11 protein-coding genes are annotated in these 12,314 nt (G+C 62.1%); 4 read left to right on the top strand and 7 right to left on the bottom strand.

Going from position 1 to position 12,314, the window contains the following annotated elements; all coding sequences use genetic code 11:
* Nucleotides 1-93 precede the first annotated feature (93 nt).
* Nucleotides 94-846 carry a DUF2059 domain-containing protein gene (locus KVQ74_RS02190; RefSeq protein ID WP_217829359.1) on the top strand — a complete coding sequence of 251 codons (753 nt, stop codon included), beginning with the start codon at nucleotides 94-96 and terminating at the stop codon, nucleotides 844-846.
* A gap of 24 nt (nucleotides 847-870) precedes the next feature.
* Here KVQ74_RS02190 and KVQ74_RS02185 read toward each other — a convergent pair whose 3' ends face one another.
* Entirely contained in the window at nucleotides 871-1,818 is a 948-nt protein-coding gene (locus tag KVQ74_RS02185; RefSeq protein ID WP_217829358.1) for an alpha/beta hydrolase, read from the bottom strand.
* A gap of 97 nt (nucleotides 1,819-1,915) precedes the next feature.
* Here KVQ74_RS02185 and KVQ74_RS02180 point away from each other — a divergent pair, with 97 nt between their 5' ends.
* Together KVQ74_RS02180 and KVQ74_RS02175 are read left to right on the top strand one after the other, a co-directional pair.
* Entirely contained in the window at nucleotides 1,916-2,494 is a 579-nt protein-coding gene (locus KVQ74_RS02180) for a DUF6436 domain-containing protein (protein ID WP_217829357.1), read from the top strand.
* A 102-nt stretch (nucleotides 2,495-2,596) separates the two neighbouring features.
* Nucleotides 2,597-5,008 (top strand): penicillin acylase family protein, encoded by a 2,412-nt coding sequence (locus KVQ74_RS02175; RefSeq protein WP_217829356.1) that lies wholly within the window; start codon nucleotides 2,597-2,599, stop codon nucleotides 5,006-5,008.
* 37 nt (nucleotides 5,009-5,045) lie between these two features.
* On the opposite strand, the gene KVQ74_RS02170 is transcribed toward KVQ74_RS02175, so the two are convergent.
* Nucleotides 5,046-6,011 (bottom strand): GlxA family transcriptional regulator, encoded by a 966-nt coding sequence (locus KVQ74_RS02170; protein ID WP_217829355.1) that lies wholly within the window; start codon nucleotides 6,009-6,011, stop codon nucleotides 5,046-5,048.
* Between the two features lie 187 nt (nucleotides 6,012-6,198).
* Here KVQ74_RS02170 and KVQ74_RS02165 point away from each other — a divergent pair, with 187 nt between their 5' ends.
* The gene (locus tag KVQ74_RS02165) at nucleotides 6,199-6,840 is read left to right on the top strand and encodes an HD domain-containing protein (RefSeq protein ID WP_217829354.1); all 642 of its coding nucleotides are present in this window, start codon (nucleotides 6,199-6,201) and stop codon (nucleotides 6,838-6,840) included.
* 59 nt (nucleotides 6,841-6,899) lie between these two features.
* On the opposite strand, the gene KVQ74_RS02160 is transcribed toward KVQ74_RS02165, so the two are convergent.
* From KVQ74_RS02160 to KVQ74_RS02140, 5 genes are all read right to left on the bottom strand, one after another.
* Nucleotides 6,900-7,790, bottom strand: coding sequence for an ABC transporter permease subunit (locus tag KVQ74_RS02160; protein ID WP_217829353.1), 891 nt, complete (start codon nucleotides 7,788-7,790; stop codon nucleotides 6,900-6,902).
* The gene (locus KVQ74_RS02155; protein ID WP_217829635.1) at nucleotides 7,787-8,668 is read right to left on the bottom strand and encodes an ABC transporter permease subunit; all 882 of its coding nucleotides are present in this window, start codon (nucleotides 8,666-8,668) and stop codon (nucleotides 7,787-7,789) included. Before KVQ74_RS02155 ends, KVQ74_RS02160 begins: the two co-directional genes overlap by 4 nt.
* A 35-nt stretch (nucleotides 8,669-8,703) precedes the next feature.
* Nucleotides 8,704-9,846 (bottom strand): ABC transporter ATP-binding protein, encoded by a 1,143-nt coding sequence (locus KVQ74_RS02150; protein WP_217829352.1) that lies wholly within the window; start codon nucleotides 9,844-9,846, stop codon nucleotides 8,704-8,706.
* Nucleotides 9,847-9,913: 67 nt separating this feature from the next.
* Complete coding sequence (locus KVQ74_RS02145; RefSeq protein ID WP_217829351.1) at nucleotides 9,914-11,011, bottom strand: polyamine ABC transporter substrate-binding protein; 1,098 nt, start codon at nucleotides 11,009-11,011, stop codon at nucleotides 9,914-9,916.
* 187 nt (nucleotides 11,012-11,198) lie between these two features.
* A complete protein-coding gene (locus KVQ74_RS02140; RefSeq protein WP_217829350.1) occupies nucleotides 11,199-12,308 on the bottom strand; it encodes a polyamine ABC transporter substrate-binding protein in 1,110 nt (369 codons plus the stop codon).
* Nucleotides 12,309-12,314 lie beyond the last annotated feature (6 nt).

Here is a 12,314-nt window from a genome sequence, read left to right as displayed (position 1 = left end):
AGAAATCCGACAGAGCCACGCGGCGGCTTGATACGAATTCTCGACAAGTCCTGGCACCGCACGGAGAATAGTCCGCTGCTGACAGGAGTCCCTATGCGCCGTTTGCTTTTTTCACTGCTGATGTTCTGCGTTTTGCCCGCCTGGGCGGACAACCACGACCAGTTGTACAAGGTCGCCGGTTGGCCAGAACAACGCGCGCATTTCAACGACGCCCTGACCGCCGCTCAGCAGCGCTACCAGAGCAGTCTGCCGCCAGCGGTGTTCCAGGCCCTGGTGAGCAACAGCAACCAGCGCTTCGCCCCACAGGCCATGGACCAGCGCGCCGAAGCGCAACTGCGCAAGAACCTCGCCGACCCGAAACCGGCCCTGTCCTTTTTCCAGACCCCGCTGGGCAAGAAAATCGTCGCCGCCGAATTGCTGGCGACCCGTCGCGATCAGTTGGCGAAAAACGCCAAGGGCCTGCCGAAGATGCCGGCCAGCGACAGTCGCCTGCTGATTATCGGTCACCTCGCCCAGGCCCTGCCCGCCCGCGAAGCCGGCGCCGAGGTCAGCCTGGCGATTGCCGGAGTGGCGGCGGACAGCCTGAGCTCGATGATCCCCGGCCTGCTCGGCGGCGGTCAGGCCCAGGGCATGTTGAATGGGCAACGCCAGCGCCTGATGGATCAGATCGGCGCCGACCTGAACAACACGCTGCTCTACGTCTATCGCGATCTGTCGGATGAAGAGCTGGAAGAGTTCGCAACCTTCGCCGAGTCCACCGAAGGCAAGGCCTACTATCAAGCCGCCTTGGCGGCGATCCGGGCGGGACTGGCGGTGGGGCAAAGCACCTCGAACCTCAGCCGGTAATGGCTTGGGCCGGCCCGCAAAACCCTACACATTCCGCCCTTTGATCCGCTTGGTCAGAAACTCGAAATACTCCCGGCGCATATCCGCCGTCTCATTCGCCAGATGATGCCGCGCGTCCGCCAACAACAGGATTTGCGGTCGGTCGAACTTCCACTTCAACACCTGCAGGTTGTGCTGCCAGTCCACCGTCATGTCCGCCTGCCCCTGAATCACCAAGGGCCGGCGCGAACTTTTTTTCGCGTGTTCCACCCGGATGATCCAGCGACTCAACGCGCCGACCCAGCGCGTCGGCAAACGCTGCGGCTGCAACGGATCGGCCTGCAGGAACGGCAGGAAGTCCGGGTCATTGGAGTTTTCGCTGAAGCGCCGGGCGATGCCCCGGACGAAGGGTCGCAGCAGGTAATAGCTCAACTGCGACCAGCCCCAGGCGCGCGGACGCACCAGCGGCGCGAAGAGGATCAGTTGCCCCTGGGCCGGACTGTTCTCGCCATGGTTGAGCACATGATCGACCACGATCGCCCCGCCCGTGCTTTGCCCGCACAGATGCCACGGTTGTGGCAGGGCAATCGAGCGCGCTTCGGCGAACAACGCCTGCAGGGTGTCCTGGTATTCGGAGAAGTCGCGGATGCTCGCCCGCTCGCCACTCGACAGACCATGCCCCGGCAAGTCACAGGCAATCACCGCAAACCCCTGATCCAGCGCCCACTCGATCACATGCCGATAGAGCCCGGTGTGGTCATAGAAACCATGCAACAGAAACAGCGTCGCCTTGACCGTTTCCGGCCACCAGCAGTGGCTGACCAGCTCATAACCGTCGACCTCGAAACGGCCCATGCCACGCCACATGTCCCGACCGGGAAAGTCGGTCTGGTAAAAGCGCTGATACGCCTTCGCCTCGTCCGACAACGGCTGCCACTCGGCCAAAGGCTTGAGGCTGGCGCGTAAATGATCGGGATCGAAAGTGGCGGACATGGGCATTTCCAGAACGGTGAACAGACTTTATCGGCCTGCGATATTCATCTGTCGCGGCAAGCATGGCAAGCTAGCGCGCTCTCGAGGATCGAAAACCATGCGTCCGCCCTACCGCACCGCGCTGTTCGCCAGCCTGCTCGCCATCGTGTGCGTCGGCGTGCTGTGGGCGGCATACGACTGGTTCCAGGGCCGTTATCTGCGGGCGTTCAGCGAACACACGGCGGTGTTTTCCGGCGATCCGTTGCGCCTGCCCGACGACCTCGCCGGCCCCGGCAACATCCGTCTGGTGCATTTCTGGGACCCGGCCTGTCCGTGCAACGTCGGCAATCAACAGCACCTGAGCGAAATGGTCGAGCAGTTCGGCCCCAAAGGGGTGGAGTTCTTCGCCGTACAGAAACCCGGCAGCCACGGCCAACTCCCCGCCACCCTCGGCACGCTCAAGACCATCGCGATCCTGCCCGGTGCCGAACAAGTCCCCGCCAGCCCCGCTGTGGCAATCTGGGACCGCAGCGGCAAACTCGCGTACTTCGGCCCCTACAGCGAAGGCCTGACCTGCAATTCCAGCAACAGTTTTATCGAACCGATCCTGCATGCATTGAGTGAGGATCGGCCGGTGAATGCCACGCATACGCTGGCGGTGGGTTGCTATTGCCCTTGGCCCGTGGACACGAAGTAAGGCATTCCGGACATTTCGAGGACGGCGATGCGCGGCACACAGGGTCTGTGCTAATTGTTTGCAGCCCGCACGGGCGGCATCCCGCATGTACAAGGAGTCAACATGAAGCGCGTGTTCACCGTTCTGGCCTTGCTCATCGTTGTCCTGCTGGCCGCAGGCGGCTGGTACGTGTACAGCAAGCAACCCACGCGTCAGGGTCAAGTGGAGCTGCGCAATCTGCAAGGTTCGGTGATCGTGCGCTACGACGAGCGCGGGGTGCCGCATATCCGCGCCGAGAATGAGGCCGATCTGTATCGCGCCCTCGGTTATGTGCATGCCCAGGATCGGCTGTTCCAGATGGAAGCCATGCGCCGTCTGGCCCGTGGCGAACTGGCCGAAGTGCTCGGGCCGAAGCTGCTCGACACCGACAAACTGTTCCGCAGCCTGCGCATCCGCGAGCGCGCCGCCAGTTATGTCGCCAGCCTCGACAAGCAGTCGCCCGCGTGGAAGGCCCTGCAAGCCTATCTGGATGGCATCAACCAGTATCAGGACAGTCACCCCGCGCCCGTGGAGTTCGACGTGCTGGGCATCCCCAAGCGACCGTTCACTGCCGAGGACAGCATCAGCGTCGCCGGGTACATGGCCTACAGCTTCGCCGCTGCGTTTCGCACCGAGCCGCTGCTGACCTACGTGCGCGATCAACTGGGTGCCGATTACCTCAACGTCTTCGACCTCGACTGGCAGCCCAAGGGCGTGCTCGCGAAAAAATCGAACAGCTCGACGCTGGCGCTCGCCGCCAGCGACTGGAAAGACCTCACCGCCCTCGCCCGCCTCAGTGAACAGGCGCTGATCGAAAACGGCCTGCCGCAGTTCGAAGGCAGCAACGCCTGGGTGATTGCCGGCAACCGCAGCCAGAGCGGCAAACCGCTGCTGGCCGGTGACCCGCACATCCGCTTCTCGGTGCCGTCGGTATGGTACGAGGCGCAGCTGTCGGCGCCGGGATTCGAGTTGTACGGCCATCATCAGGCGCTGGTGCCGTTCGCGTTCCTTGGCCACAACCTGGATTTCGGCTGGAGCCTGACGATGTTCCAGAACGATGACCTGGACCTGATCGCCGAGAAGGTCAATCCGGACAACCCGAATCAGGTCTGGTATCGCGGCCAGTGGACCGACCTGATCAGCACCCAGCAGCAGATCGCGGTGAAGGGCCAGGCGCCGGTGACCATCACCCTGCGTCAGTCGCCCCACGGGCCGATCGTCAACGCTGCCCTCGGCAGCGCCGCCGGCAAAACGCCGATTGCGATGTGGTGGGCGTTCCTCGAAACGCCGAACCCGATCCTCGACGGCTTCTACCAGCTCAACCGCGCCGACACCCTGGCCAAGGCCCGCGCCGCAGCGGCCAAGGTGCAGGCACCGGGGCTGAACATTGTCTACGCCAACGCCAAGGGTGATATCGCCTGGTGGGCTTCGGCGCTGCTGCCCAAACGCCCGGCCGGGGTGAAGCCGGGTTTCATTCTCGACGGCAGCGGCAATCAGGCGGACAAGGACGGCTACTTCCCGTTCAGCGCCAACCCGCAGGAAGAAAACCCGGCGCGCGGCTATATCGTCTCGGCCAACTTCCAGCCGGTGTCGCCGACCGGCATGGAGATTCCCGGCTACTACAACCTCGCCGACCGTGGTCAGCAGCTCAATCGCCAGCTCTCGGACAAAAGCGTGAAGTGGACCAACGAGGCCAACCAAAAGCTGCAACTGGGCACCACCACCGCGTACGGCCCGCGCCTGCTGGCGCCGCTGCTGCCGGTGCTGCGTGAAGTGGTCGGTAATCCGGCGGAGCAAAAACTGGTCGAACAACTGGCGCAATGGCAAGGCGACTACCCGCTGGATTCGGTCAGCGCAACGCTGTTCAACCAGTTCCTCTACGACCTGGCCGACGCCGCGATGCGCGACGAGCTGGGCAATGATTTCTTCGACACGCTGCTGTCGACCCGAGTGATCGATGCGGCCCTGCCGCGCCTGGCCGCCAACGCTGACTCACCGTGGTGGGACAACCGCAACACGCCGGCCAAAGAGACCCGCGCCGACACCGTGCGCGCCGCGTGGCAGGCGAGCATGGCGCACCTGAAACAGACCCTCGGCGACGACGTCTCCGGCTGGCAGTGGGGCAAGGCGCACACCCTGACCCACGGTCATCCGCTGGGCCAGCAGAAGCCGCTGGATCGCATTTTCAACGTCGGTCCTTTCGCGGCGCCCGGTTCCCATGAAGTGCCGAACAACCTCTCGGCGAAGATCGGCCCGGCGCCGTGGCCGGTGACTTATGGTCCTTCGACCCGACGCCTGATCGACTTCGCCGACCCCGCCCACAGCCTGACCATCAACCCGGTCGGCCAGAGCGGCGTGCCGTTCGACAGCCACTATGACGATCAGGCCGAAGCGTATGTGGACGGGATCTATGTGCAGGCGCATTTCAACGATGAAGAGGTGACGGCGAATACGCGCAGTACCCTGAAATTGCTGCCAAAGCGGACCGAGCCTTGAAAACTCCTCGCCCTCGGGGAGAGAGCCAGGGTGAGGGTCAAACCATCACCGCGAAATTCGTCCGGAACTGCTGCGGCGTCACCCCCAACCGACGGTTGAACACACTGCGCATATGTTGCGCATCACGAAACCCGCACTGATACGCCACGGTCTTCAACGGCGCCGTGGTGCTTTCCAGCATCACCCGTGCCGCGTCCACCCGCGCCCGCTCGACGAACTCCGCCGGAGTGACTTTGGCCTCGCGGGCGAACACCCGGGAGAAATTGCGCGCACTCATGTTGGCGGCTTTCGCCAGGTCGGCAATGGTCAGATCGCCCGTGAGATTGGCCAGCACGTACAACTGCACCATCGCCACTGCCGAGGTGGGTTCGGCATGGGGTGTGAGGAACGGGCTGAATTGCGACTGCCCGCCGGAGCGCTGGGTGAACACCACCAGCCGCTTGGCCACGCTCAGCGCTACTTCGGCGCCGTGATCGCGGGCCAGCAGGTACAGCGACAGATCGATCCCCGCCGTCACCCCCGCCGAGGTGTAGAGCGCGCCATCCTCGACGTACAAGCGATCCGCATCGACCCGGCTCGACGGGCACAACTGCGCCAGCGCATCGGCATCGTTCCAGTGAGTGGTGACCGTGCGCCCGTCCAGCAGCCCGGCGCGGGCGAGCATGAAGGCGCCGTTGCAGATCGACCCAAAGCGTTGCGCCGCCGTGCAGGCATCCCGCAGCCAACGATTGAACGCCTGACCGAAGTCCATGAACGGCAACTGCGGGCCGCCCGCCACCAAGAGCAAGTCATAGGCCTCCAGCGCTGCGCTGAAATGCCGATGGGCGTTCAGCGTCAGGCCGTTGGAGCAAGGCATCGGCCCGTGTTCGACCCCGATCACTTCGAGCCGGTAATGATCCTCTGGCGCGAGGAAGCGATTGGCCTCGGCGAACACATCCAGAGGGCCGCTGACATCCAGCGATTGCACGCCGGGAAACACCACGATCGCGACGGTTCTGTGCATGGCGGTTAAGGTCTCCTGGGCACCTGTGGCGATCAACCCTAGCGAAACACACGGCCAGAAGCCAACTGGCACGATTTGCAGGCTGATTGGCAAGGATCGCAGCCATGGCCCGATTGTCCGGTTCAACCCTCGGGAACAGACTTTCCCCAGCAGCGCCACGACGGCGCTTTCGACGAGGAAAGCCCCCATGAGCACCACCATTGCCGGCATCAAAATCCCCGACAGCGCGCTGGCCCGGGCCACCACCGAGTACATCCGCGACATCGAGTCCGACCTGCTCTACCACCACTCGCGCCGGGTATTCCTGTTTGGTGCGCTGAGCGGTGAACGCCAGCAACTGACCTACGACCCGGAGTTGCTGTACGTCGGCGCGATGTTCCACGACCTCGGTCTGGTCGAAGGTCACCGCAGCGCCGACGAACGTTTCGAAGTGGATGGCGCCAACGCAGCGGCAGCGTTTCTCAAGCCTTATGGTCTGAGCGATGACGACATCGAACAGGTCTGGCTGTCGATTGCCCTGCACACCACGCCGGGGGTGCCGAAGCATTTGCGTCCGACCGTGGCGCTGGTGACGGCGGGCGTCGAGATGGATGTGCTGGGCATGGATTACGCGGCGTTCAGCACCGTGCAGCGCGAAGCGGTGGTGCATGCGCATCCACGGGGCGAGGGATTCAAGGAGTGCATCATCTGCGCGTTCGCCGACGGTTTGCGCCATCGCCCGCAGACGACCTTCGGCAATGTGAAGACCGATGTGCTGAAAGATCAGGAGCCGGGATTCAAGCCGATGAACTTCGTCGAGGTCATCCGCCAATCGCCGTGGGTTTCCTGATCGGGCATAAAAAAACCTCGCGGCCGTAACCGGTCGCGAGGTTTTTTGTAGCGGGAGGCTTAAGCCGCTTCCGGCGTCGGCGCCCGGCGCACGTCCGGTTGCTTCCACGAGTCGGCAGCGCTTTCTTCGATGGCCTGCTGGATCGCCTTGCGGCGTGCTTCTTCGGCGCGACGGCTGAAGAACCAGACCAGGAACGTCACCAGCGACACCGCCAGCAGAATCAGACTCGCCACGGCGTTGATCTCAGGCTTCACGCCCAGGCGCACCGCCGAGAACACTTCCATCGGCAGGGTCGTCGACCCCGGCCCGGAAACGAAACTCGCCAGTACCAGATCATCCAGCGACAGGGCGAACGACATCATGCCGCCTGCCGCCAGCGACGGCGCGATCATCGGAATGGTGATCAGGATGAACACCTTCCACGGCCGCGCACCCAGATCCATCGCCGCTTCTTCGATCGACAGGTCCAGCTCACGCAGGCGCGCCGACACCACCACCGCCACATACGCGGCACAGAACGTGGTGTGGGCGATCCAGATGGTGACGATGCCACGCTCCTGCGGCCAGCCGATCATCTGCGCCATGGCCACGAACAGCAGCAACAGCGACAGACCGGTGATCACTTCCGGCATCACCAGCGGCGCAGTGACCAGGCCACCGAACAGCGTGCGGCCCTTGAAGCGGGTGATGCGGGTCAGCACGAACGCCGCCAGCGTACCCAGCGCCACCGCCGCGACGGCGGTGTAGCAGGCGATCTCCAGCGAACGCACCACCGAGCCCATCAGTTGCGTGTTGTCGAGCAGGCCGACGTACCACTTCACCGACCAGCCGCCCCACACCGTCACCAGTTTCGAGGCGTTGAACGAGTAGATCACCAGGATCAGCATCGGCAGGTAGATGAACAACAGGCCGAGCACCAGCATCAGGCTGGAGAAACGGAAGCGCTTCATTCTTTACCCTCCATTTCCTTGGCCTGACTGCGGTTGAACAGGATGATCGGCACGATCAGGATCGCCAGCATCACCACCGCCAGGGCGGACGCCACCGGCCAGTCACGGTTGTTGAAGAACTCTTGCCAGAGCACTTTACCGATCATCAGGGTTTCCGGGCCGCCGAGCAGTTCCGGAATCACGAACTCGCCCACCACCGGAATGAACACCAGCATGCAGCCGGCGATGATGCCGTTCTTGGACAGCGGAATGGTGATTTTCCAGAAGCTGTTGAAGGTACTCGAACCCAGGTCCGAAGCCGCCTCCAGCAGACTGTGGTCGTGCTTAACGAGGTTGGCGTACAGCGGCAGGATCATGAACGGCAGGTACGAATAGACGACGCCGATGTACACCGCCAGGTTGGTGTTGAGGATCTGCAGCGGCTCATCGATCAAGCCCATGCTCATCAGGAAACCGTTGAGCAGACCGTTGTTGCTGAGGATACCCATCCACGCATAGACGCGGATCAGGATCGCGGTCCAGGTCGGCATCATGATCAGCAGCACCAGCACCGTCTGCACTTCCTTGCGGGCGCTGGCGATGGCGTAGGCCATCGGATAGCCGATCAGCAGGCAGAGGATGGTGCTGAACAACGCCATCTTCAACGAGCCGAGATACGCGGCGATGTAGAGCTCGTCGTCGCCGAGCATCGCGTAGTTGCCCAGGTTCAGCAGCAGTTGCAGCTTCTGCTCGGCGTAGCTGTAGATCTCGGTGTACGGCGGGATGGCCACGTCGGCTTCGGCGAAGCTGATCTTCAGCACGATGAAGAACGGCAACATGAAGAACAGGAACAGCCAGATGAACGGAACCCCGATGACCAGTTGGCGGCCACCGGGAATTATTCGATTGAGGCGGCGTTTGAATTTGCGCATGTTCATGAGCGAAGTACCACGCCGCTGTCGTCTTCCCACCACACGTAGACCTGATCGCCCCAGGTCGGGCGTGCGCCACGGCGTTCGGCGTTGGCCACGAAGGACTGCACCAGTTTGCCGCTCGGCAATTCGACGTAGAACACCGAATGGCCGCCGAGGTAGGCGATGTCATGCACCTTGCCGCTCGACCAGTTGTATTCGCAGGTCGGCATGTCGGCGGTGACCAGCAATTTTTCCGGACGGATCGCGTAGGTCACGGACTTGTCCTGCACCGAAGTGCTGATGCCGTGGCCGACGTAGATCTGCCGGTCGAGGTCCTTGCAGGTGATGGTCGCGTGACCTTCGGCGTCGTCGATCACTTCGCCTTCGAAGATGTTCACGTTGCCGATGAACTCGCAGACCAGGCGGCTGGTCGGGGTTTCGTAGATATCGATCGGGCTGCCGATCTGGGCGATCCAGCCCAGGTGCATGATCGCGATGCGCTCGGCCATGGTCATGGCCTCTTCCTGGTCGTGGGTCACCATCACGCAGGTCACGCCGACGCGTTCGATGATTTCCACCAGCTCAAGCTGCATCTGCGAACGCAGTTTCTTGTCCAGTGCGCCCATCGGCTCGTCGAGCAGCAACAGCTTCGGCCGCTTGGCCAGCGAGCGCGCCAGCGCCACACGCTGACGCTGGCCGCCGGACAGTTGATGCGGCTTGCGCTTGGCGTACTGGCTCATCTGCACCAGCTTGAGCATCTCGGCCACGCGGGCGTCGATCTCGGCCTTGGGAATCTTGTCCTGTTGCAGGCCGAAGGCGATGTTCTGCGCCACGGTCATGTGCGGGAACAAGGCGTAGGACTGGAACATCATGTTGATCGGTCGCTCGTACGGCGGCATGTCGGTGATGTCGACGCCGTCGAGGAAAATGCGCCCCTCCGTGGGCCGTTCGAACCCGGCGAGCATACGCAGCAGGGTGGATTTGCCCGATCCCGAACCGCCGAGCAGGGCGAAGATTTCGCCTTTCTTGATTTCCAGGGACACATCGTCCACGGCAACCGTCTCGTCGAACTTCTTCGTGACCCGGTCGATTTTGACCAGCACCTGCTTAGGTGTCTGGTCGCCCTCGAGGGCTTTCTTATAGGCGCCGGAGGCAACTGCCATTTGCGAAACTCCCAGAAAAAAAGAGTGCAGTTCGCCCTACGCGGACGAACCCAGGATAGTTTGTGCCTTATTTGCCCGACTTGACCTTGGTCCAGCTGCGGGTCATCAAACGCTGAATGTTCGGTGGCAACTCGATCGACACATAGGTCTTGTCGAGTACGGCCTGCGGTGGGTAAACCGCCTCGTCGGTGCGGATGGACTGTTCCATCAGCTTGTCCGACCCAGGGTTAGGGTTGGCGTAACCGACGTAATCACTGACCTGGGCGATCACCTCAGGTTTCAGCAAATAGTTGATGAAGGCGTGGGCTTCCTTGACGTTGGCCGAGTCCTTGGGAATCGCCAGCATGTCGAACCACAGCGCGCCGCCCTCTTTCGGGATCGAGTAGGCGATGTTCACGCCTTTCTTGGCTTCCTCGGCGCGGTGCTTGGCCTGGAACATGTCGCCGGAGAAACCGATCGCCACGCAAATATCACCGTTGGCCAGGTCGCCGATGTATTTGGAGGAGTGGAAGTACGTCACGTAGGGACGCACCGCCAGCAACTTGTCAGTCGCTTTGGCGTAGTCCTTCGGATCGGTGCTGTTGGCGTTCAGGCCCATGTAGTTGAGCACGGTCGGCATCATTTCATCGGCCGAATCGAGGAACGCCACGCCGCAGCTGTGCAGCTTCTTGATGTTCTCCGGTTCGAACAGCACGCTCCAGGAGTCGATCTTGTCGATGCCCAGCACCGCCTTGACCTTGTCGACGTTGTAACCGATGCCGTTGGTGCCCCACAGATACGGCACGGCGTACAGGTTGCCCGGGTCGTTCTGCTCCAGGCGCTTGAGCAGCACCGGATCGAGATTCGAATAGTTGGTCAGCTGCGCCTTGTCCAGTTTCTGGAACGCGCCGGCCTTGATCTGCTTGCCGAGGAAGTGGTTCGACGGCACGACCACGTCGTAGCCGGTGCGCCCGGCCAGCAGCTTGCCTTCCAGGGTTTCGTTGGAGTCGAAGACGTCGTAGACCGGTTTGATGCCGGTCTCTTTCTGGAAATCGGCCAGGGTGGTCTCGCCGATGTAGTCCGACCAGTTATAAATATGCACAGTACCGGCGGCTTGGGCACCGACAGCGAACGTCAGGCCGGCGGCGGCCAGCAGGGCATTGCGCAAAGAAGAAAAAGTAGGCAAGTGGAGGTCCTCTAATTTAGTTGGGCCCAAGTTGCCCCGCGCTGCATGACAGCCATGGCTGCCCGGCAACAAAACCGGCGCGCAACTTACCCTCGAAAAACCGTTCCAGCAAAACTTTCTGTCATTTAATTGTCCCGCTGGCCGCCCTCGCGGTGACGATGGCCAGCGGTTGTTGCTTCAAACCGGCTTATTTACCGGATTTGATCTTGGTCCAGCTGCGAGTCAACTCACGCTGGGTCGCCGCCGGCAGATCGGCGATGGCATACAACTTGGCCTGCACGTCGGCTGGCGGGTAGATGCCTGGATCGCTGGTGATGTCTTTTTCCACCAGTGGCGTTGCAGCGGCGTTACCGTTCGGGAAACGCACGGCGTTGGTGATGCCGGCCATCACTTCAGGCTTCTGCAGGAAGGTCATGAACTTGTAGGCGCCTTCGACGTTCTCGGCATCCTTCGGAATGGCGACCATGTCAAAGAAGCTGCCCGCGCCTTCCTTCGGAATGGCGTAGCTGACTTTCACCTTGTCACCGGCCTCGGCGGCACGGGACTTGGCCTGCTGCACGTCACCCGAGTAGCCGACCGCTACGCAGATGTTGCCGTTGGCCAGGTCCGAGATGTACTTGGAGGAGTGGAAGTAGGTGATCGAAGGACGAATCTTGAGGAACAGTTCCTCGGCTTTCTTGATGTCGTCTTTCTTCTGGCTGTCGGTAGGCAGACCCAGGTAATGCAGGGCGACCGGGAGCATTTCGGTCGGCGAATCGAGGAAGCTCACGCCGCAGCCCTTGAGCTTGGCGATGTTTTCCGGCTTGAGCAGCACGTCCCAGGAATCGATGGTGTCGACGCCCAGCGCAGCCTTGACCTTCTCCGGGTTGTAGCCGATGCCGATCGAGCCCCACATGTACGGGAAGGCGTGCTTGTTGCCCGGGTCGCTGACCGATACGGCCTTGAGCAGGTCCTGGTTGAGGTTTTTCCAGTTAGGCAGCTTGGAGGTGTCCAGCTCCTGGTACACACCAGCCTTGATCTGCTTGGCCAGGAAGTTGTTCGACGGTACGACCACGTCGTAGCCGGACTTGCCTGCCAGCAGTTTGGCTTCCAGGGTTTCGTTGCTGTCGAATACGTCGTAGACGACCCTGATCCCGGACTCCTTCTCGAAGTTCGCGATGGTGTCCGGAGCGATGTAGTCGGACCAGTTGTAGACGTGCAATACCTTGTCGTCCGCGTGAACCGCACCCGCCATCATGCCCGCCACGGACAGGGCGAGAAGAGTCTTGCCAGCAAGTTTTTTACCTAATGCCTTCATGCGTCA

The sequence above is a fragment of the Pseudomonas botevensis genome, from assembly GCF_019145475.1.
GTDB classification, from domain to species: Bacteria; Pseudomonadota; Gammaproteobacteria; order Pseudomonadales; family Pseudomonadaceae; genus Aquipseudomonas; species Aquipseudomonas botevensis.
The sequence above is the reverse complement of the archived record's forward strand: the minus strand, read 5'-3'. Positions and strand labels throughout refer to the sequence as shown.